The sequence below is a fragment of the Corynebacterium sp. LaCa_23 genome (genome assembly GCF_058182375.1).
The window spans coordinates 1,127,246-1,153,885 of sequence record NZ_CP190825.1; the positions used below are offsets into that span (position 1 = coordinate 1,127,246).

At 58.0% G+C, this 26,640-nt stretch carries 19 protein-coding genes and 3 tRNA genes; 15 read left to right on the forward strand and 7 right to left on the reverse strand.

Features of this window, described 5'->3' with window-relative positions:
- Positions 1–12: 12 nt before the first annotated feature.
- Entirely contained in the window at positions 13–2,493 is a 2,481-nt protein-coding gene (locus ACP8IT_RS05525; protein ID WP_490290550.1) for a choice-of-anchor M domain-containing protein, read from the reverse strand.
- A gap of 231 nt (positions 2,494–2,724) precedes the next feature.
- On the opposite strand from ACP8IT_RS05525, the gene gltX reads away from it, so the two are divergent.
- The 6 genes from gltX to ACP8IT_RS05555 all read left to right on the forward strand — a co-directional run bounded on the left by gltX (position 2,725) and on the right by ACP8IT_RS05555 (position 7,789).
- The gene (gene gltX / locus ACP8IT_RS05530; protein WP_284623117.1) at positions 2,725–4,218 is read left to right on the forward strand and encodes a glutamate--tRNA ligase; all 1,494 of its coding nucleotides are present in this window, start codon (positions 2,725–2,727) and stop codon (positions 4,216–4,218) included.
- Positions 4,219–4,446: 228 nt separating this feature from the next.
- Positions 4,447–4,518 (forward strand) — tRNA-Gln (locus ACP8IT_RS05535).
- 38 nt (positions 4,519–4,556) lie between these two features.
- Positions 4,557–4,629: transfer RNA gene (locus ACP8IT_RS05540), tRNA-Glu, on the forward strand.
- A gap of 663 nt (positions 4,630–5,292) precedes the next feature.
- On the forward strand, positions 5,293–6,336 hold the full coding sequence (locus ACP8IT_RS05545) for a hypothetical protein (protein ID WP_039885585.1): 1,044 nt from the start codon (positions 5,293–5,295) through the stop codon (positions 6,334–6,336).
- 478 nt (positions 6,337–6,814) lie between these two features.
- A complete protein-coding gene (locus ACP8IT_RS05550; protein ID WP_005282577.1) occupies positions 6,815–7,351 on the forward strand; it encodes a hypothetical protein in 537 nt (178 codons plus the stop codon).
- 365 nt (positions 7,352–7,716) lie between these two features.
- Positions 7,717–7,789 (forward strand) — tRNA-Glu (locus ACP8IT_RS05555).
- A gap of 314 nt (positions 7,790–8,103) precedes the next feature.
- On the opposite strand, the gene ACP8IT_RS05560 is transcribed toward ACP8IT_RS05555, so the two are convergent.
- The 4 genes from ACP8IT_RS05560 to ACP8IT_RS05575 form a co-directional block, all read right to left on the reverse strand.
- A complete protein-coding gene (locus tag ACP8IT_RS05560; protein ID WP_023017838.1) occupies positions 8,104–10,293 on the reverse strand; it encodes a YhgE/Pip domain-containing protein in 2,190 nt (729 codons plus the stop codon).
- Positions 10,290–12,962 carry a YhgE/Pip family protein gene (locus tag ACP8IT_RS05565; protein ID WP_490290551.1) on the reverse strand — a complete coding sequence of 891 codons (2,673 nt, stop codon included), beginning with the start codon at positions 12,960–12,962 and terminating at the stop codon, positions 10,290–10,292. The genes ACP8IT_RS05560 and ACP8IT_RS05565 overlap by 4 nt, the downstream gene beginning before the upstream one ends.
- 233 nt (positions 12,963–13,195) lie before the next feature.
- Positions 13,196–13,489: a hypothetical protein gene (locus ACP8IT_RS05570; RefSeq protein WP_005282583.1), complete on the reverse strand. Its 294-nt coding sequence runs from the start codon at positions 13,487–13,489 to the stop codon at positions 13,196–13,198.
- A gap of 217 nt (positions 13,490–13,706) precedes the next feature.
- Positions 13,707–14,390 (reverse strand): IclR family transcriptional regulator, encoded by a 684-nt coding sequence (locus ACP8IT_RS05575; RefSeq protein ID WP_023017840.1) that lies wholly within the window; start codon positions 14,388–14,390, stop codon positions 13,707–13,709.
- Positions 14,391–14,442: 52 nt separating this feature from the next.
- Between ACP8IT_RS05575 and leuC the strand changes: the two genes are divergently transcribed.
- From leuC to ACP8IT_RS05590, 3 genes are read left to right on the forward strand one after another with little or no spacing between them, the layout of a single operon-like run.
- Entirely contained in the window at positions 14,443–15,864 is a 1,422-nt protein-coding gene (gene leuC / locus ACP8IT_RS05580) for a 3-isopropylmalate dehydratase large subunit (RefSeq protein WP_490290552.1), read from the forward strand.
- Positions 15,865–15,886: 22 nt separating this feature from the next.
- Positions 15,887–16,477, forward strand: coding sequence for a 3-isopropylmalate dehydratase small subunit (gene leuD, locus ACP8IT_RS05585; RefSeq protein ID WP_284639048.1), 591 nt, complete (start codon positions 15,887–15,889; stop codon positions 16,475–16,477).
- 48 nt (positions 16,478–16,525) lie between these two features.
- The gene (locus ACP8IT_RS05590; RefSeq protein ID WP_023017842.1) at positions 16,526–17,311 is read left to right on the forward strand and encodes a hypothetical protein; all 786 of its coding nucleotides are present in this window, start codon (positions 16,526–16,528) and stop codon (positions 17,309–17,311) included.
- A 45-nt stretch (positions 17,312–17,356) separates the two neighbouring features.
- Here the strand turns inward: ACP8IT_RS05590 and ACP8IT_RS05595 are convergent, their stop codons facing one another.
- Positions 17,357–18,355, reverse strand: coding sequence for an NUDIX hydrolase (locus ACP8IT_RS05595; RefSeq protein WP_237799742.1), 999 nt, complete (start codon positions 18,353–18,355; stop codon positions 17,357–17,359).
- 150 nt (positions 18,356–18,505) lie between these two features.
- Between ACP8IT_RS05595 and ACP8IT_RS05600 the strand changes: the two genes are divergently transcribed.
- A complete protein-coding gene (locus ACP8IT_RS05600; protein WP_490290553.1) occupies positions 18,506–19,504 on the forward strand; it encodes an NAD(P)H-dependent glycerol-3-phosphate dehydrogenase in 999 nt (332 codons plus the stop codon).
- Positions 19,505–19,526: 22 nt separating this feature from the next.
- Complete coding sequence (locus ACP8IT_RS05605; protein ID WP_490290554.1) at positions 19,527–20,594, forward strand: D-alanine--D-alanine ligase family protein; 1,068 nt, start codon at positions 19,527–19,529, stop codon at positions 20,592–20,594.
- 15 nt (positions 20,595–20,609) lie between these two features.
- Here ACP8IT_RS05605 and ACP8IT_RS05610 read toward each other — a convergent pair whose 3' ends face one another.
- Complete coding sequence (locus tag ACP8IT_RS05610; RefSeq protein WP_490290555.1) at positions 20,610–21,509, reverse strand: DUF3515 domain-containing protein; 900 nt, start codon at positions 21,507–21,509, stop codon at positions 20,610–20,612.
- Here ACP8IT_RS05610 and ACP8IT_RS05615 point away from each other — a divergent pair.
- The 4 genes from ACP8IT_RS05615 to ACP8IT_RS05630 are packed head-to-tail and all read left to right on the forward strand — an operon-like array spanning position 21,457 to position 26,627.
- A complete protein-coding gene (locus tag ACP8IT_RS05615; protein WP_284900571.1) occupies positions 21,457–22,494 on the forward strand; it encodes a thiamine-phosphate kinase in 1,038 nt (345 codons plus the stop codon). The two genes, ACP8IT_RS05610 and ACP8IT_RS05615, sit on opposite strands and share 53 nt — an antisense overlap.
- A 2-nt stretch (positions 22,495–22,496) precedes the next feature.
- The gene (locus tag ACP8IT_RS05620; RefSeq protein ID WP_284637474.1) at positions 22,497–23,135 is read left to right on the forward strand and encodes a uracil-DNA glycosylase; all 639 of its coding nucleotides are present in this window, start codon (positions 22,497–22,499) and stop codon (positions 23,133–23,135) included.
- A gap of 10 nt (positions 23,136–23,145) precedes the next feature.
- On the forward strand, positions 23,146–24,498 hold the full coding sequence (locus ACP8IT_RS05625) for a DAK2 domain-containing protein (protein WP_490290556.1): 1,353 nt from the start codon (positions 23,146–23,148) through the stop codon (positions 24,496–24,498).
- Between the two features lie 2 nt (positions 24,499–24,500).
- Positions 24,501–26,627 (forward strand): ATP-dependent DNA helicase RecG, encoded by a 2,127-nt coding sequence (locus ACP8IT_RS05630; RefSeq protein ID WP_490290557.1) that lies wholly within the window; start codon positions 24,501–24,503, stop codon positions 26,625–26,627.
- Positions 26,628–26,640 lie beyond the last annotated feature (13 nt).

Genomic DNA, 26,640 nt, shown 5'->3' on the forward strand with positions numbered 1-26,640 from the left:
GCGGATTAGTTATTAGATGCGCCAGCCAAAGCGCTCACGAATGAGATCTTGGTTGTCGCGGAAGAAGTTGTAGAAGGCCTTGAAGGTGATGCCAAGGACCGCCGGCAAGACCAAGGCCCAAGGGTTAAACGAGTTGCCTGCGGGAGCAGACGGCTTGGACGGCTCAGAAGGCTTCGATGGCTTGGAAGGTTTCGAGGGCTTGGATGGCTTTGCCGAGTCCGAAGGCTTGTCGGACGGCTTCTCGGAAGGCTTATCCGATGGGGCATCGGATGGCGCGGCCGTAGAACAGGACTTCACCGCGTCATCACCAATGGCAAAGGTCAACGTCTGTGGCTCCGACGCAAGTTCTTTGCCGTCGGTGGTAGTTGCCGTATAGGTTGCCTCAAACGTGTAGATGCCCGGCTTGGTAAAAGCCCAATGGGTATGCCTATGCGATGCGAAGGTGGTCTCGATCGTGTGGTCGTTTTCCGCAGAATTGGCAAGGATGTCATATCCGACACCCCTGTCCTTATCGATATATGCGCCCCATTCAGCGCCCTCTGGCGTGTGCTTGGGCTTGAGGTTCAAATTGACTTTGCCATCTTTCATCTTGGAGTAGTCCAATTTTTCGGTGTTATACCCCGGCCAGATGATGGCTTGGTTCTGCGTTTGTGGCAGGTGGTAGAAGCGGTCACCGATATTGCCAAGGAAGTCGAATTTCTTATCACCCAGCTGCTGGCCGCGAGGAGTAAGCGCGTTATTGTGCACGCCAAGCACTACGTCATCCAGCGAGCGGTCTACCGAGTTCTTATCAATTTGTCCTGTGTCATCACGAAGGACGGTGCGGAAGCCATCGTCAGTAGGAAGCGCCTTGATATCGACGTGCCCACGGTCAAGTACCTGCTTTTCGCTGCAGCGCTGAGCTTCCTCGTCCTGTGGCGGTTGAGATGGGGCGGGCGTATCGCCGGGCGCAGGCGTATCGCTGGGCGCGGGTGAATCGCCAGCCCCAGGCTTTTCGCCTGGGGTCGCGGAACTTTCATCTGCGCTGGTAGAAAGCTCGCCTGTCGCTTCGTAGTTTTCACCGAATTCGAAGGGCTCGGCTAGCACCGTACTGCCGTGGCCGACCTTGACGGTGGAGTGCGGGAAGACGTTTACTTTGGCAATCGTGTTCTCAAAGTATTTACTGTTGGTAATAGTAGCTTCTCCGTGCCCCTTGGTAATCGGAGCTTCCACCGGGCCATCGGGTTTTTCGAGGTCCTTGCGGTTGTAAAGGCCACCTGTCATTACGCCGCTGAAGTTTTTATCATCCATGTCGATGATAATTTTGGTTCCTTCTTCACCCTGTTTGCGCATCCGCACCGTATAGCCGGTTTCTTGCAGCGTTACCTCTTCGGTAGGAGCCAGCTGGCGCGGATTCTCGGTTTCTTCCCACTTCTCTTCGGTAGTGGAAGAATCGGTGTGGGCGGGAGAGCCGGGGGTAAATTTCACCTGCTGCGAAATCCAGCGCGGTGCATCGTCTTCTGGGGTAAAGACGGCCTGGATATTGGACGATTCTGGGCCCATGTACTCATCCCACTCGGCGTGGCCATCGGTGACGGGCAGATCGGTGAGGAAGTAGCCATCGATAAGCAGCGTAAGCGTACCGGATGCCTTATTCTTTGCATCAAAGGAAATGGTGGTGAGCTTATCGTCACCGTCCTTTTCCAGGTTCTGCTTTTTGTCCATGCTCAGGCTGTAGCCAGCAGCGGCGGCATCACCGGAGGAGGATTTATCGAAACGTTCCTTGAGGCTCGGGGTCTTTTCATCCTTTGGCTTTTGACCACCCACTTGGTAGCTGGTGGTCTGCGGTTCACTGGCCACGAGTTGCCCATCCGCCGTGCGCGCGGTGGTGCGAAAGGTCAAGCGATAACGGCCGGGCTTGGTAAAGAGCGTGGCGTTATGGGTATGGGTACCGGCGTTGAGATACGTAGAGTGCGGCGAGCCTTGGAAGGAGCCCAGCATGCGATGGAGCTCGGCGCCGTCCTTATCGTCCTTATTGGTAAAAAGCTCCACGTCACCTGGGCCATCCACGCTTAAAAGATCGAGAAAGGCGATGTTATCGCGGAAACCTTTCACAGGAAGCCCAGTGTCTGCACCGAAACCGATCCAGATGGGCTCTTGGTTGGCGGAGGCTTGGTACGGGGCAGTGTAGTACGTGGTGCCTGGGTCGCCGATGTAATCCTGCGTACCGTTTTGGGGCAGGGAATACATAAAGTTCTGGTGGCGCTTACCGTCTTCGTCTTCGCGGGAATAGCCTTTGCCTACCCAGGCAACGGTGTCATCGATAAGCGGGGTTTGACCGGAAAATTCGGATTTCAGCAGGAAGTTGTCGTTTTCCCAAAAGCTCTTGGGGGAGTCGACGTGGGTTTGGGTCGCGATGTTTTTGCCATCGTCTGGACCGGCGTAGGCGGTAGCCGGGGTAATCAGCGCGATTGTGCTGAGCGCGGCCATGAAGCGGATACGAGGAGAAGCCACCAGCGCGTTACCTTTCTGCAGTTGTCAGTAGTTCACCCGAAACTATAGAAAATGATTCCTATTACTGGATAATCAAGTGAAACCGGTTCCCGTTTACCTGTGGGTTTATAATGAATACCATTATCGTCTACCCCCTTTTGCGTGTATTCACGTAGCCGGGGCACACTTTTAGGTATGTAAGTGAGGCGCTGGTTTGGGCTGGTGCGGACTGTGTCCCGCGCCTCCACTACGATGGTGGCCATGACTGAAGTTCGCGTTAGATTTTGCCCTTCTCCCACTGGCACCCCGCACGTTGGCATGGTGCGTACAGCCCTGTTCAACTGGGCTTATGCCCGCCACACCGGCGGAAAGTTGATTTTCCGCATCGAAGATACTGATGCTGCCCGCGACTCGGAAGAGTCCTATCAGGCCATCATTGATTCCTTGACCTGGCTCGGATTGGGCTGGGACGAGGGCGTCAATGTAGGCGGCCCGCATGAACCGTACCGGCAGTCTCAGCGCATGGACATTTATAAAGATGTGCTCAATAAGCTTATCGATGCCGGACATGTCTACCCCGCTTACTCCACCGCGGAAGAAGTAGAAGAGCGGCACAAGGCCGCCGGCCGCGATCCCAAGTTGGGCTATGACAACTACGACCGCGACCTGACGCAGGAACAGATCGATGCCTTCGAGGCCGAAGGCCGCAAGCCCGTCTGGCGCCTGCGCATGCCGGACAAGGATTGGTCCTGGACCGACCTTGTACGCGGTGAGATGTCCTTCAAGTCCGAAACGCAGCCTGACTATGTGGTGGCGCGCTCCAACGGCGCCCCGCTCTACACCCTGGTCAACCCAGTGGATGACGCGCTGATGCGCATCACCCACGTGCTGCGCGGCGAGGATCTGCTTTCATCCACCCCGCGCCAGCTGGCCATGTATGAGGTGCTGAAGGAAATTGGCATCGCGGAATTTACCCCAGAGTTTGGACACCTTCCCTTCGTGATGGGTGAGGGGAAGAAGAAGCTGTCCAAGCGTGACCCGCAGTCCAACCTCTTCAATCACCGCGATAACGGCATTATCCCGGAGGGCATGCTCAACTACCTGTCACTGTTGGGTTGGTCTTTGTCCGCGGATCAGGACATCTTCAGCATGGACGAGCTGGTTGAGAACTTCGATGTCAACGATGTTCTGGGTAACCCCGCGCGCTTTGACCAGAAGAAGCTCGAGGCCATCAACGCCGATCACATTCGCCTGCTCGAGCCCGAGGAGTTCGCCTTCCGCCTGCGCAACTACCTGACGGAGTACACGGACTTCCCAGCCGATTATGACGGCGAGAAATTCGCCTTCGCCGCGGACTTGGTGCAAACGCGCATTAAGACGCTTGCCGATGCCTACGGGCTACTCAGCTTCCTTATCACCCCCGATGCTGAGCTCACCCTGGATGAGAAGGCTGCCAAGAAGAACCTGAAGGACGATGCCGTCCAGCCGCTCGAGGTGGCTATTGACACCCTTGAAGGGGTAGAGGAGTGGAAGACCGACGCTATCGAGGCAGCGCTGTCCAAAGCGCTCATCGAGGATCTAGAGCTAAAGCCGCGTAAGGCCTACGGCGCGCTGCGCGTAGCCATCTCCGGCGCTCAGGTGTCGCCGCCGCTCTTTGAGTCCATGGAGCTTCTGGGCAAAGAGTCCACCTTGGCGCGCCTGCGCGCTGCTCGTGAGGTAACTCCGTACGTTCCGGCCGCCGAGTAATACCGGAACCGTCCGAAGCCTGACGGAGAAAGCCCACTAAAGCGGCGGATGAACATCGAACTTACACAGATGTCATCCGCCGCTTTATTTTATCTCAAGGAAAACGTCTAAAAATGTCGGTTGTACTGGCGATTTGGTGCATTGGGCAACGATCATTATAGTTATAACACGTTGCAGCGAGCAAGGGAGCACAGCCGGTAACGGTGCGGTTCCAAGCGAGTGAGCAAATGGCCTATGGTGTAATTGGCAACACAGCGGTTTCTGGTACCGCCATTCTAGGTTCGAGTCCTGGTAGGCCAGCAGTGAAAATGCTTTTAAAGCAGGCTCACTAGTTCTATGCCCCGTTCGTCTAGAGGCCTAGGACGCCGGCCTCTCACGCCGGTAACACGGGTTCGAATCCCGTACGGGGTACAAATATAGGTGGTTTCACGTTTCTGACCTGCAAAGTTCACGAAACTACGAACCGTTAAAAGTAATCCCGATTCTCGGCAATGAGAATCGGGTTTTGATTTGTTTTCCCGATTCCTGGCGCTTAAAGCAACAGAGATCGAGCGAAATTTTGACTAAATGGGCAGCTGTCCACGACCTGTAGACCACGGCCCGTACGGGCGTTGGTCTTTAGGCTGCGGCTGGGGGAGCTTGTGGCGCAACGTTACCGAACGTGTTCCAGTCGGAGACTCGCTTACACGGCTGAGTTGGAACCGGGTCGCTGGGATTCGTACTCAAGTCGAATACGACTCGGCGAAGGAACTTCTGAATCAGGTGAATGTTGACACCCACGATGCCGAGTGCAGTCACGAGGGTCGCGTTAGCGAATCCCCGCACGAGACTGCGACTCTTGTCGCCCAACCCCATACGCCCGTTCTTGAGAAGAGCGTTTTGGCTTTCAATCGTGTTACGTCCACGGCGGTATAAAGTGGTCCAGGTTTTCCCATCTACTCAAACGGAACAAAACCTGGGACACTTCAGATAAGGATTTGGTGGCGGTGTGGGGCTTTTCACGGAAACAGACGTGGCGAGGGGCTGTGGGTGGTTTAGGGGTCCGTGTCCGCGCTGCTTACTAGGATGCGAGGCATGACTCCTAAATATTCCCAAAAGAACCCCTTTCCTCGCTGTGACATCGAGACTTGTTGGATCTGCCGAGAGCGTCCGGCTGACTCGCAGGAGCATGCATTCAAAGCCAGTCGAATCCGTGAGCTGATGGTTGATGGGGAGCCACTTCATGTGCCCGTGGACGGCGTTGTCTATCAGGTTCGCGGACCTAAGTCCAAGACTGTGAAGTTTGGAAAGACCATTTGTCAGAAGTGCAACAATGAGTTGACGAAGCCGTTTGATGATGCTTATGACCACTTCATCGCTTTTCAGTATGAGCACTTTGACTACTTCCGCGAACGTGACGAATACCAATGGTCAGAGATCTTCGAGGGAACCAACTTCACGCAACGCAACCTTGAACGCTACTACCTCAAGAATGTGGGATGCCGGATGGTTGACGCGGGTGCACGTGTGCCAGAAGAGATTCGGACATACTTGTTTAACGACTGGCAACTGCCCTCGCATAGCTTGCTCTTCTTTCGCAATTACGAAGTTGACGAAGCCTTTCGGAGCCTCAGCACAATAGACGGCGGGGAACAGGCTGATTTCATGAATCCGTACGCCAGAGCGAGCGCTATCGGACTGGACAGGAATGCCTACGTGCCGGGTCAACCGCTGGGCTATTTTGCTGCGGTAATTCAAGATGGCCCTGTTGGAGTCGTATTCCAGTGGGCAGATCCGAGTCTCGAAGAAATCCCTCCACTCACCTTTGGCATTCAACCGAACTTCTTCATGCGGGATCGGGAAATGTTTCAAGGGGCAATCCGTGAACTACTCAACACCTGGGATGACTACACGCGAGGCATACTTCTTTACCGCGACCTTGAGAAGACTCGGGTGGAGTTGGAGAAACTTACCGCGCAATTAAAAGACCCAGCTCTCCAGCCTATTGAAAAGCTCTCTGTTTTGTACATTGCGCAGACCAAGCAGAGAAGGCTCAATGCGTTGCTCGCGGAGCTTAAGGAGTTCTTACCCGAAGCGCTTCGGCTTACAGGACAGGATAAACACGGCAATGGCTATTAAGTCTGTGCCGACCACTGTTCGCCAGACCGTCGTCTCTCAGCTCCCCGCAGAGACTGTCACTCAGACTCAGACCGCAACAGTGACTTCGACTCTTGCAGCTCCGACCGCCACTAATACCGGGCCTGGCCCTTGACGTGTCCACTTTCCGAGTTCAGGCCCAAAGTCCTCAAGAGGTATGGGGTGCAGGATCCCGATGTCCTGTTGACGTTCCCGTACGACTCAGATGGACTCCCCGATGGGGAATTGGAGTTGTGGCATTTGGAGTTTCGGCGTAGCTATCTGCACTGGCTGATTCAAAATGCCGTCGCAGTAAAGCGGGAAGGGGATAAGTTGCCAGCGTGGCAGGTGACGGGGTATGCGCCGGTGCGGGAGTGGCTTGAGACTCCCTAGGTTTTGGATTCCTCGTGGTGTCCGCATCAGGTCCAGATACGCATATAGGTGTAGGTCCTCAATTAGACATTTGTAATAGACTCAGCGCATGACTCTGGAATTATGCGTTACTATTGCTCTCGCTGCAGTAGGTTGGTTGTTTGGTTTTATTAAATGGTGGGGCCAGCATAAGCAGTCGAAGCTTGCGGAAAAGGCGCAGAGCGAGCGCGATGCTGTAGCTAAGCGCTTGACCAAGGCTCAAGAGAAGATCGCTGAACAGCAAGACAAGCTCGTGCAAGCGTCACGCGAAAATGCTGACTCCATGAAGCTTATTGCCCAGCTGCAGAAGGACGATTCCAATAGGTTCATTTGGGAAGTCTCCTGGGACGGCGGGGATCTTTATCGTGTGACTAACAAGTCCCGTAGGACAGTGCACAAAGTGACTGTGATTAATGACAGCCCGATAGTGGGAGATGATGAGGGTACTGCGGAGTCGATGAAACCTGGAGATTCCATCATGTTCTTCTACGCCGCAGTTTGGGGATCCGACTACAAGGCGGAAGTGTCGTGGACTGATGAGTTCGGTAACGAATACTCTCGCCCCGTCAAGTTTAAGAAGCAGGGCTCCGTTGAATTTATGGAGTAGCCGTCCCATTCGCACGCGAACTTACAGTTGGAGCCGAATCTGGTAGCTGCATTACCGTGGTGCAAACTCTGAATCTCTGTGGTGCAAGGGTACTTGCAGGTCAGTGGTTTGGGCTGGCGGGCAGTTTCGTGAAAGTGCCAAATAATATGATTCCTCCAGCCATAGCGGTTGGAGGAATTTTTCGTATGTGCGCTCGCGGATTAATCGGGAACTCAGCGGCTCTTAACCGGGGGATTTACCGGAGCGAATTCCCGCACTATCTGCTGATTTGTATTGTGTTTACCCATCGTTTACTGTTTAACGAGTCCGCAACAAGCGAGTTAATTGCCAGCACAGCTTTTGATTTGCCTGCTACGCGCGAACGAGCCCCGTTCGTCTAGCGGCCTAGGACGCCGGCCTCTCACGCCGGTAACACGGGTTCAAATCCCGTACGGGGTACATATATTGGCTGCGAGCTTTAACGCTCGCAGCCTTTTTCTTTTGCCGTTTTCTTCTCGCGCCTCCAGGGGCCTAAACGGCTCTCGCTGCACCACGTTGAGCATGGCGTTCTAGACGCACGGTGGGTGAGGAAGGGGCATCGGAAAGCGCCTGCTGTCGCCGCATCCCGCCCTTCGCGCTCACGGGCTCAGCGAGAACTGGGGCGGGGTCAGCTGCCTGTGAGCGCCAAGGGAGGGGGATGGGTCCGCCACTGCAAAAACAACGCCCAGCGAGCCTCTCAGGCTGCACTGGGCGTTGTGTGTAGGTGTGTGTGGCTAGGCCATGACCTTCGTCTTCTTAATCGCCTTCTGGAGGCGCTTGTGATAGTTATCCATGGCGGGGCGCAAGAACAGGCCGAGGATAAGCGCCGGGATGGCGAAGAGGAGGAGCATGCCGAGCTCGCGGAGGATATCGGCCTCATAAATGCCGGCGATGGCGCTGCGGAATGCGTCGATGCCGTAGGTGGCCGGCAGCCACGGGCTGACATTTTGGAACCACTCTGGAAGCAGCGGCAGGGGATAGGCGCCGCCGGAACCGGAGACTTGGATAACCAAGAGCAGCACCGCGAGGGCCTTACCCGCGCTATCGAATGTGATAACCAGTGAATAGATTATCAACATAAACACCAGTGTGATTATCCACGAGGCAAAGAGCATCATGAATGGGTGCTCGGGCTCGATCTCCACGAAGAAAATCAGGCTGAGGACCACAAGGGTGGATTGGGCGATGCCGATGAGCCCGAAGGTGATGAAGCGGCCCAAGAAGACTTGGTTCCTGGTGAAGTGATCCTTCTTGTCGAGGTTTTCGTTCTTCTTCAAGTACTTGCGTTCGGCGTTGGTGTGTACCAGCACGCAGGCGAGTAGGGCGCCGACCCACAGCGAGAGCGTGAGGTAGAACGGCGTCATACCAACACCGAAGGCGGCAACCTCGTAGATGGGCTGGCGGTCCACATTGACCGGTGAGGCGATGCGGGAGGCCAGTAGCTCTGGATCATCGCCGATGAGATCGGCGAGCTGGCTGAGATCGCCGCCGTCGCGGATCTCATCGATCTTTTGGCTGAGCTCACCAAAGCGGGCCGCCTGCTGCTGCAGGGTGCCGGATAGGCCGGCGGTCATATCGCGGGCGCGGACGAGGGCATCGTTGTCATTAGAGATGGTATTGCGGACGCCCGCGATATCGCGCTTGACCGCATCGATATCGTTGGCCACCGTGCCCACGCTATCGCCCAAGGCTGCTAACTGCGGCTTGAGGTTGGAGTTATAGGAGTTGCGGGCGTTTTGTACGGCCTGCTTGGCGCTGGCAATCGCAGCTTGGGTTTGTTGCTTGGACTCTTGGGACTTTCCGCCGTTGTCGATGTTATTGGCCGTGGAGGTCAAGGAATCGTGCAGCGCATTGCTTTGGGCGATGCTGGCATCGAGTTGCCCCATGACGGCCTTATATCCCGCTGCCACGGGGGCGGGAAGATTGACCTTATCCGCTTCCTTTTGGATGCTGTCCTTTACGCCTTGGAAAGCAGCGGTTTGCTGTCCCACGCGGTCCGCGGCAGTGCGGAAGGTCTGGGCAGTTTGCGCGGAGGTGGCGCTGGCGTTGTTGAGCAATTCCTCAATCTGCGAGGATAGGGCCTCGTAGCTCTGCGTCGTCGCGGCAAGGGACGCGTCCAAAGAACCAGTGGACTCATCCAGCGTGGATTTGAGGATGTCGATGGGGGACTCGCCGTTGTCATTCGTGGTGCTGGAAGCCTGGTTTCCCGCCTCATTCAGGATGTTATTGGCGGCTCGGGTCAGCGGAATGGTGGAATCAACCAGATTACTTAGCGCCATTACCGTGCCTGAGGCCGCATCGAGGCGCGATTGCACCGTGTTGACGCGGTGGTGCACGTTATTGAGCGCGGCTTGGGTTTCACCCTCATCCAAGTACTGGTCCAATGAGGAAATGACGCCAAGGCCCACATTGGACACGACGCGGGTGAAGGACTCGTCGATCTTTTCGATCACGCCGGTAGCGCTGCGCTGGGTAATCGTGGTCGACAGCGCGTTCTTCTTCTCATTGGTGTAAAGATTCAGCTTGCTCGGCTCGGTGCCTTCCACATAGAAGGTAAGGAGGTTGGCGCTAAAGTCCTTGGGCAAGACGATGCCGGCGTAGTACTCGCCGGACTTGGTGCCCTCAATGGCATCGTCGCTATTTGTAAGGACCCAGTTGATATCATCGTTGCGGCTGAGCTGGGATAAAACCTCATCGCCTAGGTTGAGTTTGAGCGAAGCTAGGTCGCTTTGGTGGCCTTTGTCCTCACTGGCGACGGCGATTTTGAGCTGTTTGGTATTGGCAAACGGGTCCCAGCTGGCGAGCACGTTAAAGGTGGTAAAAAGCAGCGGGATAATGGCGAGGCCGAAAATGATGACGGCGGTCATTACGTTGCCACGGATGGCCTTGAGGTCATCGCGGAGAATGGTCAGGATGTTGTTCATGACTTATCTCCCTTTCCGGATTCTTCGCCGCCGTCGGCGGGCTTATCTGCAGTATCGCCCTGCGATTGTGGGGTAGAAGATATTTCGGCGTGTTTATCCGACTGCACATCTTCTAGCCGATACTGATTGGGGTTTCGGCGTTGATGCTCAAGGTGCTGCTGGATTTCCTCATCGCTGAGGTCTGCCAGGCGGTTATCGTGCGCGATGCTTTGCTTCACGTATTCCAGCGAACAAATGGTCGCGACCGCAATCAGCGCCACGAGGCAGGCAATGCCGAAGATGATCGCCTTTTGATCCGGCATGAACCGGGAGCAAATAACGAGCACGGTAACCAAGGCCAAGCCAATGGCGATGGTCAGCTTCATCAACTGAGAATAATTCTTCCGCGCGGTCATCCACTTGGTATCCAAGCTCTTTTGATATCCCTCGCGGTCCGCGGAGGCATACAACAGATCGGTGAAGCGGTAGCGGCTGCCGATGAGGTGGACCTGCTCGTTGATGACGAGCCCGCCCTTGGCCAGCTCGTCATTGACCAGCATGGTGACGTTGGACAACCCGCGCCTTAAAAAGGTGCCCATGAGGTAGGCGATAGCCGCCATGCCGGTCAGCGCGGCGATGTCGCGGATGTAATGGGTGCCGTAGAACCCACCCACGGTCTCGCGCATGGCGTCGATGCCGTAGGTAAAGGGCAAGAAGGGGTGGACGGCGCGGAAGAAGTCCGGCGTCATCTCGATGGGATACAGGCCCGATGCGCCGGGAATTTGGATGAAGGCGAGGACCACCGCGATACCGCGGCCCACGTGGCCAAATGTCGAGACCAAGCCATAGGTAATGCTGAGGTAGCACAGGCTGATGAATACGGAGGTAAGGACATAGGCGGTGGCGCTGACGTGCTCCACGCCAATGACCAAGTTACCGATGGACACGATTAGCGCCTGGGCAATGGCGAAAAAGCCGAGGAGCAAGAAGCGCGCGAAATAGGCCTTATTGATGGTCAGATCCCGGCGGCCCTGCGGGTCAACCTCGGCGCGGAAAATGATCAAAAGCATGAAGGCACCGATCCACAGCGTGAGGTTGATAAACAGCGAGGACATGCCGGAGCCGTAGTGGGTAACGGGGAAGACCGCGTGGCTTTCCATCTCTGCGGGCGAGGAGAGGAAGGAAGATACGTGGTCCGTATCAAGGCCATTGACGGACTTCAGCACGGTGTTATTAGTGGCCGTGTTGCTCAAGGCAATGACATCGGTCCGCGCGGAACGCAGGCCTTCCTCGACGCGGTCCAGGTCGACTGAGAAGCGCTTTACCACTTCTTGGGCGTGGGTCAGCTGCTCGTCGACGCCCCCGAGAAGCCCGTCCGTTTGCCCAACCAGCGCCTTCTGGCTGTTGAGCGAGGCAGATAGGCGCCCGGCCGTAGCGGAGACATTAGAAAGCGCGGAATTGAGCTTAGGCAGGCCGTTGGCCACGTCATCGCGGAGTCCATGGGAATCATCGCGCGCTTGGGAGGCCATGGAATTGAGCAATTCTGAGGTCTTATTCAGTGAATCCAGGGTGGCATTGGTATCGCTATTGAGGGAATCAAGCTCGCCTAGCACCGCGCGGTTTTGGTTATTGCGGTCGCGCAGCTCAGAGACCGACTGGTTGATCTGCTGGGATACCTCTGGGGGAAGGGCCGGAAGGGCAGCGACACCGGCTAATTGGTCGATGGCCTTATCGGCTTGACCAAGGATGCCCTGTGCGCCGTCGGTCGCGGCATCGACGCGGTTGAGAGCGCCGTTTAACTTCCCTGTGACAGAACCGATATTGGCATTGGCGTTCGCGGTGCCATCGGCAAGCGCAGTCGTGCCTTGGATATAAGCGGCGGTGGCATCGTCAGCGAAGGAGGTTACTTCCTTTTGCACCTCGTCGGTCAAGGCGGTGACCTGGTTTAAGGCCTGCTGCGCGTCATCGATCGTGGTCTGCACGGAGCCCAGGGACTTGCGCGCCTGCGCGATGGTGGGGCGGGCACCCTCGATAGTGGCGTTGACATCCGCCAGGGAATTGCGCGAATTGGCCACGGTATCGGCGGTCTCTGAGAAGGAATTCGCGGTATTGCCCGCGGTGCTATTGATCTTATCGCTGAGATCGCCGCCGGAATTCCTCAACTCGGTGGCTACAGATTTCGCGACATTTTCATTAAACGTGGCGCTAATCGTGGTTTCGAGAGTAGAAGAACCGGAGTCAGTGACTTTGGGGGCAATGGCATTGATCTTCTCATTGACCTGATACTCCAAGGTGGGTTGAGAGTACGTGCCCTCGAAGAGGCTGACAAAGTCAGAAGAAAAATCCTCCGGGACGATGATGGAGGCAAAAACATCGCCGGATTTCACCGCGTGCTCGGCTTCGCCGCGGTCCATAAACTGCCAGCCGAGTTTGTCGTTGTTGTGCAGCTTTTCCATCATCTGCCTGCCGACGTCAATATCGCCGGTGAGATCTGACGAGGCACCCTTGTCCTCATTCACCACGGCTACCTTGAGGTGTTCGGTATTGCCATAGGGATCCCAAAAACCGGAGACGTTGACCCAAGAGTATAAGGCAGGGGTAATCATCAAACCGATGAGAATCACCCAGACTTGTGGCGTCCGCCACAGGCGGACGAAGTCTTGGAGAAAAAGCTTCCAACTAGTAATCACTCGAAAGACCGTAGCACCGAAACGGTGTTAACTAATAGTCAAGCAGGCAGATTCCGCGAAATTGATAGCTTGGTTACCTCTCAGTCACCGTGCTTTGCGCATCAATGCGGCTAGGGTTAATAAAAGGTTAATTCACGCTGGGCTAATGCGTAGAAAAGCGCCGCGATAATCCATGCATCGAAGCGGTGGATTATCGCGGCGCTCGGGCGCTGCGGGGCGCTTGGCGGCGAGGCTTAGTGCTCGTCGTAGTGATCGCCGTGAGCGGCGTGGCGGTGGCCGTCGTGGATGTAGTCAACGTGGTCGCCGTGGGGGACGGCAACGTGGCCGCAGCCTTCGCCGTGGGTGTGCTCGCTGTGTGGCTCAGCCTCGACGTGCTCAGTGGTCTCGCACTCGTCCCAGTGGCCTTCGTGCTCGCGGTGGATGTGGCCATCGTGCACGAAGTCGGTGTGATCCTCGTGTGGGAAGGCAACGTGGCCGCAGCCTTCACCGTGAGTGTGCTCGTGTTCAGTGTGGGTAGCGTGAGTCATAATCATGAATCCTTTCTGCGCTTTGTGGTTGGGGAGTGTCCTTTTCGTTTTCACTCTGTTTTCATTAAATCATGTTTTCAGTACGGTTTCAATAGCGCGCGGCAGAGTTTCGATATTTTTTCATTAGACCGCGGAGGAGCGGGGTATGTGGAGGTAAAACATGACAAAACCCTGGGCCAGCGGTTGGCCCAGGGGTAGTGGTGAGATGGTTGTAAAGCTAGAGCAGTTCCGAAAGTTCTCGGGCGGCGGAGGTAAGCAGGTGGGCGTACTTCTTGGCGGGCGAGGGGCGGAAGCGCTCGGCGGACCCGGAGATGGACAGTGCCGCGCGGAAAACACCGGAAGAATCAAAGACGGGAGCGGAAATGGAGGCTAGGCCAGCTTCGCGCTCCTCGATGGATTCTGCATAGCCCTGGCGGCGAGCGGCTTCCACATCGGCGGCGCTGAATTGCGCGGCGTCTAGGGGAAAGTCCACATAGCCTGCGATGATGCGCGCTGCAGAACCGGAGGTCAGCGGCAGCTGGCGGCCTACTGGGACCACGTTGTGTAGGCCGGACGTGGGTTCGCGGGTGGCAATGCAGGTGCGGGTGGTGCCCGTGAACTCATAAAGCTGAATGGACTCGCCGGTGCGGTTGAGGAGTTGGTCCATGATGGGGCCCGCAACTTCTAGGATGTGATCGCGGTTACCGGGAAGTGCGGGGCCGGCCTTCCACTTTCCTTCAGGGGTGCGGACAAGGATGCGGTGTGCCTCCAGCGCGGTGGCCAGCCGGTGCGTCGTCGCCCGAGGTAGCCCCGTGGTTTCACACAATTCATTAAGGGTCGATGGATGGTTCGCGGCGGCCATCATGATGGCCATTGCACGATCTAGTACCTTAATGCCGGAAACTGCGCTATACTCTCCCATATAATGAAATCTACGTCCCAAATTATGAGATTTCAAGTGTGGAGTGATGTTTATGAACCAGAAGCTGACCTTGGCTGAAAAAGTATGGCGCGACCACGTTGTCCAAGAGGGCGATGCAGGTGCACCAGACCTTATCTATATTGACTTTCAACTTTTGCACGAAGTTACCAGCCCGCAGGCCTTTGATGGGCTGCGACTGCAAGGTCGCACTATGCGGCACCCAGAATTGCACCTGGCAACCGAGGACCACAACGTGCCGACGCTGGGGATTAAATCCGGCAACCTCTTAGAGATTAAGGATGAGGTATCGCGGACCCAAGTTTCCACCTTGCGCAAGAACTGCGAAGAATTTGGCGTGCGGTTGCACGCGATGGGCGATGAGCAGCAAGGCATCGTGCACACCGTGGGCCCACAGCTGGGCATTACCCAGCCCGGCATGACGATTGTGTGCGGCGATTCGCATACCTCTACCCACGGCGCATTCGGTTCCATCGCCATGGGCATTGGAACCTCAGAGGTAGAGCACGTCATGGCCACCCAGACGCTGTCTTTGAAGCCATTTAAAACGATGGCCATCGAAGTCACCGGGGAATTGCAGGAAGGCGTTTCCGCCAAGGACCTCATCCTTGCCATCATCGCCAAGATCGGCACCGGCGGCGGCCAAGGCTACATCATCGAATACCGCGGTGAAGCCATCCGCAAGATGTCCATGGAAGCCCGCATGACCATCTGCAATATGTCCATTGAAGCCGGTGCCCGTGCCGGTATGGTTGCGCCCGATGAGACGACGTTCGAGTATGTCAAGGGCCGCGAGTTCGCTCCTAAGGGCGCCGACTGGGATGCTGCGGTGGAGTACTGGAAGACGCTGCCTACTGACGATGGCGCCGAATTCGATCGCGTCGTAGAAATCGACGGCTCAGCATTGACACCGTTCGTGACCTGGGGAACGAACCCGGGCCAAGGCCTGCCGCTGGGCGAAACCGTACCGGATCCAGAAGACTTCGGCGATGACAATTCCAAGGCCACCGTGAAAAAGGCATTGGAGTACATGGACCTGCAACCAGGTACCCCACTGCGCGATATCAAGATCGATACCGTCTTCGTGGGATCGTGCACCAATGCGCGCATCGAGGACCTGCGCGCCGCCGCTGAGGTGGTCAAGGGCCGCACCATCGATTCCACTACGCGCATGATCGTGGTTCCTTCCTCCGCGGTGGTCAAGGCCGATGCGGAAAAGGAAGGCCTTGACCGGATTTTCCAAGACTTCGGCGCAGAGTGGCGCACGGCGGGATGCTCCATGTGTTTGGGCATGAACCCCGACCAACTGATACCAGGGGAGCGCTCCGCATCCACGTCCAACCGTAACTTTGAAGGCCGGCAGGGCCCTGGCGGGCGAACCCACCTCGTTTCCCCACAGGTTGCTGCCGCTACCGCCGTCACCGGATACCTGTCCAGCCCGGCTGACCTGAAATAAGCAAGCGAGAAAGGTTGAAACAATGGAGAAATTCATCACCCATACCGGCACCGGAGTCCCGCTGCGGGCGTCCAACGTGGATACGGATCAAATCATCCCCGCGCGCTACCTCAAATCGGTCAAGCGCACGGGCTTTGCGGAGGGGCTGTTTTCCAACTGGCGCGCCGATTCCACCTTCGTACTTAACCGGGAGCAGTTCAAGGACGGCTCCGTTCTCTTCGCCGGCCGCGACTTCGGCACCGGTTCCTCGCGCGAGCACGCAGTGTGGGCCTTGCGCGAATACGGTTTTAAGGCGGTCTTCTCTTCCCGTTTTGCGGATATCTTCCGCGGTAACTCGGGAAAGTCTGGTTTGCTTACCGGGTTGATGGAACAAGAAGACATCGAGCTTATTTGGAAGCAGCTGGAAGCGGGGGAAACCCAAGTCACGGTCGATCTGGAGGCGCGTACCGTTCAGGTTGGCGAAAACACCTACTCATTCGACATCGATGACTACACGCGCTGGCGCCTGATGGAAGGCCTTGATGACATCGGCATCACCCTGCGCGATGAAGAGGCGATCACGAGCTTCGAGAACTCCCGCGCCAGCTTTAAGCCCGCGGTTCACCCGGAATAGCGGCAGCACCGTAGCCGTGAAACGGGATTATCCACTATTGTCTGCGGTATGACTTCGCCTTATTCCGGTTCACGCGACCACGACGGATACAATCCCTATTCCCAGCAGCCCTATTCAAATGGGCAGCCGGGATATTCCGGCGAGCCGCCCGCCCCAGGCGGCATAGATACCGTCAGCATCATCGGCGATAGCTTCCGCTATTTCGGCCGCAATTGGGTGCCGTGGCTTTTTGCCCCGCTCGTGCAGATGGTCGTCCTTTTTGTCGCTTACGCCGTAATCGCCGTAGTCTTTGCCGCCGGTGGCGGATCTCTTTCCATCGAGGCGTCGACCGAGGGAGCCTTAGACGGTTCCCTTGGCGTACTGGGCGTGCTGTTACTTATTCTCGGGGTAATAGCCCTGTTAGTTATTTATCTGTGGGCAAACGCCATCTGGTACCAAGCCGCTACTAAGCAGGTCAACGGCCAGGACTTAACTTTCGGGGATTTCTTTACCGTTAAGGGCATGGGCGGCATCATGCTGGCATACCTCGTGACCAGCGTGGTCATCGGCATGGGCTTTGTCTTGCTCATAATCCCCGGACTTTTCGCCCTGTTCTTCTGGTGGTGGGTCCCAGCCGTCAAGGCAGCACGCCCTGACCTAGGCCTAGGGGCCTGCTTTAAGCTTTCCGCGGAGATCGCAAAGAGGAACATCGGCACCACCTTCCTGGTGGGCATCGTCCTCATCATCCTTTACATGGCGCTGGGATCAACCGTGGTGGGCATCGTCGTGCTGCCGGGGCTCATGGCTTTGGCCCCCACCTTGTTCGTGCGCCGCAACCTCGGCATGCACGGCTAGGGAGGCGGGGGCTCGCTCGCCTCAAGCCAGCTAGCGCCAAGCCAGCTAGCGCACCGGCAGGGGGCTGGGAAGATAATCTGCCCCGGTTAATTCACCATTATTGAAGGACAAGACCCACACCGAGGCCTTTTTAAACTTCAATTCCTCCTGTGGCTTCTTGAGGAATTGCGGCGCCAAATCCTCGATGATGCCGGGGATGGTCTGTCCCTGGCTGATAATGACCGGCACCCCGCCGTCTTCAACTACGCGGCGGAAAGCCTTCTTGGCGGCCGCCGGGTTCTTTTCCCATGCCTCGTCGCCAAAGTCCTTATTAATGGCGATGTCCTTGCCCAGTTCGTCGGCAAGCGGCGCGGCGGTTTGCTGGCACCGGTGCGGGCGAGCGGAATAGATCGCGGTGGGATGATAGGCCGCCAGCATGGGCACGAGCATTTCTGCTTGCCGACGCCCCTTCTTATCCAAAGGCCGCAGGTTGTCATCGCCCTCCCACTTTTTGCGGTCGTGGGCGTGGGCGTGGCGAACGTACAATAGGCGCGTTGTGGGGGCGAGCTGCAGCCGCTTTTGTGCCTTGGAGACGACGTCGTTGTCCACGTCATAGGACAAAAGCTGCTGTGCTTGGTCAATGGGCACCCAGCGCAGCTCATCGGTCTCATCATTGGGGGTATAGGTGCCGCTGAGGTAGAACGCCGCCCAGTAATAGACCACCTTGGTGCGCCCCTGCACGGGGTAGGTGACCTTGCCAATCAACTTGCCCAGGCGTACGTGGAAGCCGGTTTCTTCCTCAATTTCGCGCGCCGCGGTGGTAGGCAGGGATTCGCCTGGATCCACCTTTCCCTTGGGCAGGGACCAATCGTCGTAATGCGGGCGGTGGATGAGTGCGATCTCTGGGTTCGCGGGGTCGCCGCGCCAGACTACGGCGCCGGCGGCAAGGGTAGTGCGGGGAAATTCCTTGGCTGGATCCACCGGAATTTCTTGGTGCCGGCCGGAAATGAATTTTTCGGACTTTTTATCTTTATCGGTCTCGTGCATCTTCTTCGCGCTCGGCATAGCTTTTCGTGCCTTTCTTCGGTAAGTGAAAAATTGGCGTTAACCTCATCATCATTGTTCCACGGGGGAGATCCCTGCCGCATCCTTGCCACGCCCGGAGTGATAAATGCCTTAAGGTGGAACTAATAGGAAAAACGTTTGGAGGACGCCATGGTAAAAGTAGCGGTAATGGGTGCCGGTTCCTGGGGCACCACCCTGGCCAAGGTATTTGCGGACGCAGGAAATGATGTCACCCTGTGGGCCCGCCGGACCGAGTTGGCGGAAGCGATCAATGAAACGCATACCAACCCTGACTACCTGCCGGATGTCCACCTTCCGGCGGCACTGCGCGCCACGCACGATGAGGAAGAGGTGCTTTCCGGCGCGGATATCGTGGTCTTCGGTGTGCCATCGCAGTCCCTGCGCGCCAACGTGGAGCGCTGGGCGCCCGCATTGCCCGAGGATTCCACGCTGGTCTCCATTTCCAAGGGCGTAGAAACCAGCACGCTCAAGCGCATGAGCGAAGTCATCGTGGATGCAGCAGGTGTGGATCCGCAGCGCGTGGCGGTTCTATCTGGGCCCAACCTGGCCAAAGAAGTAGCAGCGGGGCAGGTTACGGCCACGGTCATCGCCTGCACCGACGAAGAGCGCGCCAAGGCGGTGCAGGCGGCCATCGCCGCGCCCTACTTGCGGCCCTATACAAATACCGATGTCATCGGCGCGGAGATCGGTGGCGCGTGCAAAAACGTCATCGCCTTGGCCTGCGGCATGGCCTCGGGCAAGGGCTTGGGTAATAACACCATGGCCACGATGATTACCCGCGGCCTGGCGGAAATTACGCGCCTGGGCACGGCCTTGGGGGCGGAGCCATTTACCTTTTCCGGCCTGGCGGGGTTGGGCGATTTGGTCGCCACGTGTAACTCCACGCTCTCGCGCAACAGGACCTTCGGTTACCGCCTCGGTCAAGGCGGCAGCCTAGAAGAAGCAAAGGCGGCCACCAATGGCCAGGTGGCAGAAGGCGTGTTTTCCTCTGATTCCATCTTCCGCCTAGCCCAGCAGGCTGGGGTAGAGATGCCCATTACGGAAGCCGTCTACGGCGTGTGTCATCAGGGCATGGCTGTAGACGATATGATGATTGCCCTTATGGGTCGCTCCAAGAAGTCGGAGTAGCAGAAAGGTAAAATCATCGCCCATGACTGAAAAGACCCGCGTGGCCGTCCTTTACGGTGGCCGCAGTACCGAGCACTCCGTGTCCTGCGTATCCGCAGGCGCAATCATGAAGCATCTCGACCCGGAAAAATTCGAGGTGGTGCCCATCGGCATTACGCGCGAGGGCACGTGGACGCCGGGCGATACCGAGGGCTTAGAAATCGTCGATGGCGTCATGCCTGAGGTCAAGCGCGGCACGGAATTGGCGCTTTCTGCGGATCCAACGCGTAAGGGCGAAATCCGCACGATTAGTGACGGTTCGCTGTATGCCCAGGTTGACGTTATCTTTCCCATTCTCCATGGACCCTATGGTGAAGACGGCACTATGCAGGGGCTTTTCGAGCTCTCCGGAATCCCTTATGTGGGCCCTGGCGTATTGGCGTCCTCGGTGGGAATGGACAAGGAATTTACCAAGAAGATTTTATCCGCAGCGGGCCTGCCGGTGGCACCAGAGGTCATCGTGCAGGGGCGTATGGAATTAACCGCGGAAGAAAAAGAACGGCTTGGCCTGCCGGTCTTCGTCAAGCCTGCCCGCGGGGGCTCCTCGATTGGCGTCTCCAAGGTCAGCGACTGGGCGGATTTCCCAGAAGCCGTGCGCATTGCCTTGGAAGACGATGACAAGATTTTGGTCGAGCCAGAAATCGTCGGCCGCGAGGTAGAGGTCGGCGTCCTGCAATACCCAGATGGCGAGCTTATTGCCTCTGTGCCGGCGCTGCTTAAGGGCATCGATAACTCCGATGAAGGGTTTTATGGTTTTGAGACCAAATACCTAGATAACGTGGTCACGGCCCAAATTCCCGCGCCTTTCCCAGAAGAACTCACGGCGCAATTGCGCGATATGGCGATTCGGGCCTTTAAGGCGCTTAACTGCACCGGGCTGTCCCGCGTGGATTTCTTCGTTACCGAAGAGGGCCTGTACATCAACGAGGTCAATACCCTGCCGGGATTTACCCCGATTTCCATGTACCCGCAGGTGCTGGCGGCCTCTGGCGTGGATTACCCCTCGTTGCTTGAGGTGCTCATCGCCAGCGCAGAGGCCCGCACCGCGTAGGCCTGCGGCTTCCTTTTACCTTTCTGGGACGTGCTTCGCGGTGATATCGCTGAGCACCACCAGTGCTGCCTGCGCGGAATCCTGCGGGGCGTGCAGCGCTAGGTAATTCTCGCGGCCGAGCGCAAACCAGGTTCCTGCGGTCGTGCCTTGGGCCAAGGTCGTATCCTCAAACCAGGCAATATCGTTGACCTGCTGGAGCTGCACGCCCGCCTCGTAGTTTTCTGGCTGGGCGATGCCACAGCGCGCGACGATGTCCTCGTGCCCCTCTGAGCTCCACACGTAGGTGTCCTTATCGTCTACATCGCGGCGGTGGTAGCCATCCGAAATCTCATCCGGTAGCGCCTTTTCTACTGCGGCGCAGCGGTCATTCTTTGCCGGCTTAAGATCGCGCAATGGGGCGGGGTGGGTCTCGGCTGGCTTATTCTCCAAGGTGGCAACGGCCTCGTTGAGGTCCTGCGGTTTTTCGTCATTGAAGGTCGTTACCGCCACGACGGGAAAGCGTTGGGTCGAGTACCAGGTAGATAGGTTGGAGCCAGAGGTCGCATCCTTGACCTTGAACCACTGTTCACCGTCGATATCTTGCGTGGTGGAGTAATCGGTGTATTGGAAGGGCATGGCTACACCGCAGCGCGCCGTCACCTTTTCCTGGGAGTTAGCGGCCCAGGCGGCAACGCCGGCGGGGACGGGCTCTGCAATATCGGCGCGCGGTTGGCCCATGGCTTCATCGGGAAGCGCATGCACAAAGTCCGTGCACGCCTGTGAATCGGCCTCTGGCGAATCCACCGGGGAGACCGCCACGGGGGCCTTGGCCGTGTTTGTGAATACGTATTTCGCGCCGAAAAGGACCGCTAAAACCATCACTATGGACAACCCAAGTGAAATGAAGATCGCGGTGCGGTTAAATTGGGATGTCATAGGGGTTCATTTTATCGAAAGGATGCCGGTGAACTTAAGTCAGACTCTCGCGGACGTGGGGGAGCAGGCGGTGATTCGAGAAATCACAGCGGCCGCTCCCAGCAGCTTGAATGGGGATGATGCTGCTGTGCTTTTTGCGGCGCCACCCAATTCGCGCACGGTGGCCTCTACCGATCTGATGGTAGATGGCCGGCACTTCCTGCGGGAATGGTCCACCCCGCGCGAAATTGGCAAGAAGGCCATCCTGCGCAACTTCGCCGATATCGAGGCCATGGGCGCGCGCCCAGTGGCGGCCCTTTTAGCCATCGCCGCACCGGGGGATACGTCGGTGAGTTTTGTCAGGGGCGTAGCTAAGGGCATCGCCGAGCATTGCTCTTTTTACAACGCCGAGTTGGTGGGCGGGGATATTACGAAATCGGACCTGTTGGTTATCAACATCACCGCCATCGGCTTTTTGGGCGGCAGCCGGGCAGCGTTGACCCTTGATGCGGCGCGCGCGGGCCAGAAAGTCGTGGCCCACGGCGAGATTGGCCATGCGGCGGCGGGCTTGTCTTTGCTGCAGCGGTTTGGCCGCGATCTACCCGCAGAGCATGCGGATTTGTACCCACTTATTGATGCCCACTGCGCCCCCTGGCTCAGCCCCGGCCGCGGCGTTATCGCCCGCGCCGCCGAGGTCACCGCAATGACCGATAATTCCGATGGCCTCATCCAAGACTGCGGAACCATGGCGCAGCGCTCCGGGGTGCACATCGATTTGGATGCCGATGCCATCCAGCCCGATCCACTCCTGCACGCCGCGGCCGCCGTCCTCGATTGCGATCCGTGGCAGTGGGTCCTTGCCGGCGGCGAGGACCATACCCTGATCGGAACCACCGCAAAGCAGGCGCCTTCGGGGTTCCGGGAAATCGGCACCGTCTCGCGCGGCAGCGGCGTTACGGTGGGTGGTAAACGACCCCGTTATGCAGAAGGGTGGGCAGGATTTTAGATATGCACCCGACCTATCATCCCTCGTGGGAACCGGTTCTCGCACCGGTGCTGGAGCAGCAGTGGCCACGTATTTCTCAGGCGCTGGACAACCAGGATTACCTGCCGCCGGCAGAAGACGTGTGCAGGGCATTGCAGATGCCGCTTGAGGATGTCCGCGTGCTCATCGTTGGCCAAGACCCCTATCCCACCCCGGGCCACGCGATGGGGATGGCCTTTTCCACCAAGCCGGGGGTCAAACCCCCGCGCTCCTTGGTCAATATTTACCGCGAGCTGTATGACGATGTGGGCGTTCGCGGGCGTGAGGACGGCGATCTGAGCGCCTGGGCCGACCAGGGGGTCTTGCTCCTTAACAGGGTGCTGACCGTGGCACCGGGCCAGGCGGGTTCGCACCGGCGTATTGGCTGGGAAGAGGTGACCGAGGCCGCCATCCGCGCCCTCAACCGCACCCCGATGGTCGCGATTTTATGGGGCCGCGATGCCCAATCCTGCGAGCGCTTCCTTCCCGATGTGCCCTGCATTACTTCGCCGCACCCGTCGCCGCTTTCGGCCAGCCGGGGGTTCTTTGGTTCCCGCCCATTTTCCCGGGCAAACGCCCTTTTGCGGGACCAAGGCGCGCGGGAGATCGCGTGGGACTTGTAAACTATTGCGCATGTCATACCCCAGCACGCTGGACGCTCACGGATTGCGCAATTGGGCGCACCGCGCTGTAGGCGAGCTTTCTCATCGGCGCGCCGAAATCAATGCGCTCAACGTTTTTCCGGTGCCGGATTCTGATACCGGCTCGAATATGGCGCACACCATGGAAGCCGCCGTCGCCGAGGTGGAAAAGGGCGGCGGCGACGTTGCGGCCGCGCTAGCCATGGGGGCTGTGCGCGGGGCGCGGGGAAATTCCGGAATGGTCCTCTCGCAGGTCTTGCGCGGGGTCGCGGAGGCCACCGTGGATTCCACCATCGATGGCGCCATCTTTGCAGCTTCGCTTATGCATGCGGTAGAGCTCGTGGACCGCGCGATTGCGGAACCGGTGGAAGGAACGGTTATTACCGTACTGCGATGCGCCGCAGAAACAGCGGAAAGCACCGCGCGGCAACCCGAATCTAGTTTTCACGGCGTCGTAGCGGAGACGATTTCCGCCGCCCAGAAAGCCCTTGCGGAAACACCCTCGCAGCTGCCAGAACTGCGCGCAGCCGGGGTCGTGGATGCAGGCGGTGCCGGTTTAGTCATCCTTTTAGAAGCCCTCCTCGCAGAAATCGAGGGCACTACCAGCCACGCAGCCGAATCCATGCCGGAGGCCGTCACCGAACTTGAGGTGGTCTTCTTTTTCGAAGGCGATAGCGCGGTACTGAAGGAGAAGATTGCTCCCTTGGGCACGAGCTTGGTCATCGCGCAAGCAAGCGACGATAGCGCTTCGATCCACATCCATTCCGCCCAAGCCGGCAAGGTCATCGAAACCGCCTTTGCCGCAGGATCTGTCAGCAACCTGCGCCTCGAGGCACTTCCGGAAACCTCGGCCCCGCGCGGAGACACTGGCGCCGGTCATACGCGCACCGTCTACGCCGCGGTGCCCGCCGACCCCATGGCCGAGCTGGTGCAGTCCGCTGGGGTTACGGTGGTCGAACCAGGAGAAAAAATCCACGCGGCGGGCGAGGACATCGTTTTATCCAGCGGGCTAGAAGAACACGCAACTGCAGCGCATACCGTGGAGATTTCTTCCCTTGCGGCGGGGCTAGCCGCCATCTCCGTCTATGAGCCGGATAATACGGATACCGCCGCGGTCGTAGAATCCATGCGCGATGCGGCGCACTCGATGCGGGTGGCGCACCCGGAAGAAGAATCTGCGGCAGCCATCGCTAAGACGTGCCGCCAGTTGTTGGCCGCCGGCGGGGAACAGGTCACGGTCATTAGCCCGCTTGCCATCTCGCAAGAAGAGCTGGCGGCCGAGCTAGGCGTCGATGTAGTGGCCTTGCAAGTGCCGGATATTCCTACCGAGATCGGGGTGGAATAGCGATGCTTGGCTGGCAGGATGACCGCCCTTTGACCGATGTACTGGATAAAAAAGACGCTACCAAGATCACCAAGGCGCTGGGATATAAGACCTGCGGGGAACTCTTAGCGCACTATCCGCGCGATTACATCCGTCATAATAAAGACGTGGGGCTTGGCGATGCCGCCGAGGGCGATATCGTCACCATTACCGGAACCGTAACGGGAATAACGACCCGCGATACGGGCAAGACCACCATCATCAACGTCCAGCTCGATGGCCATACTGTCGCCACGTTTTTTAATGCCATGTACGTCTTGCGCATGCTCCACCGTGGGCAGCGGGTTATGATGAGCGGAAAATTGAAATATTTCCGCCAGCAGCCCCAGCTACAACAGCCGGATTTCGTAGAAATCGATGCCTTCGGGCGCCCAGACGGGGAACTTGCCGCCTACCAGGCGCCTGCGGCGGGAAAGAAAAAGCCACAGAAGGCGACCGGGTCCCTGCGCAACCTGTCCCAATTCGGCCGGCTCGATAAATTATTGCTCGAGCGGGAATGGATACCGGTATATCCCGCCACGGCAAAGATCACCTCGTGGTACCTCATGGGAGCCATCCACTACGTGCTCGCGCATACCCCCACCATCCGGGAGCCTTTGGACCAGCAGATGATTATCAGCCTGGATCAAGCGGTGCGCGAAATCCATGAGCCCGGCGCGGCTGGCCCGCAACGCGCGGTTCAGCGACTCAAGTACAACGAGGCGCTTTCCATTGGCCTGGTCATGGCGCTGCGCCAGCGCGATGCGCATGCGCACACGGCGCCGACGATGCCCGCCATTTTGGGCGGTTTCCGCGAAGAGTTATTGACGCACCTGCCCTTTGAGCTCACACAGGGCCAGCGCAGGGTCATCACTGAGATTGATGATGACCTGTCTGGTTCCTTACCCATGATGCGCTTGTTGCAGGGCGAGGTGGGCTCGGGAAAAACCATGGTCGCCACCTGCGCCATGCTGCAGGCCATCGATGCCGGAAGCCAGGCGGCGCTGCTGGCTCCCACCGAGGTCTTGGCCTCCCAGCACGCGGCCTCTATTGGCACGTCGGTTCCAGACGGTGTCAAGGTTGTGCTCTTAACCGGCTCCATGCGGACCGCCGAGAAGCGCCAAGCCCTCCTGGATATCGTCTCGGGTGAGGCGAATATCGTCATCGGCACGCATGCCATCATTCAAGAATCGGTCGAGTTCTTCGATTTGGGCTTGGTGATCGTGGATGAGCAGCACCGCTTTGGCGTGGAGCAACGCGATAGCCTGCGCTCTAAGACGCGCGAGGGGATAAGCCCCCACGTCTTGGTTATGACGGCAACCCCCATCCCGCGTACCATCGCCATGACGATTTTCGGCGATCTCGCCGTATCGACGCTCGCTGAGCTGCCCGGCGGGAGAAAGCCGATCCAGTCCGCCGTGGTGGCGGAGTGGCGACCCATTTGGGTGGCGCGGGCGCTTGAGCGCATTCGCGAGGAAGTGGCGCATGGCCACCAGGCGTATATCGTCTGCCCGCGCATCGAAGGCGAGGGCGGCGTGCTTGAACTGGCGGAACAGCTTGCTGCTGGCCCGTTTAAGGGACTGCGGGTAGATATCTTGCACGGCAAGATGCCGAATAAGGATGAGGTCATGACCTCATTTGCCCGGGGCGAGATCGATATCTTGGTATCCACCACGGTCATCGAGGTGGGCGTCGATGTTCCCAACGCCACGGTCATGCTCATCCGCGAGGCAGAGAACTTCGGCGTCTCCCAGTTACACCAATTACGCGGGCGCGTAGGCCGCGGCGGCAATGCGTCCATTTGCCTGATGCATACGAAAGCGGAGGATAATTCGCCCTCGTATAGGCGCATAACCCAGATTGCCCAGACCTCGTCCGGGTTTGACCTTGCGGAATTAGACCTTCGGCAACGCCACGAGGGCGATATCCTGGGTGCGGTGCAATCTGGTACGCACCGGACGCTGCGGTTGCTCAACCTTGCCGATGACCAAGATATTGTCGAGCGCACTCACGCGGATGCGTATGCCATGGTCCAGCGCAACCCCCAGTTGGCCGAAGAGCTGACGCGGAATTTGAGCCAAAGCGAGCAGGAATACTTGGAGAAAAACTAAGAGGGGATAGGCT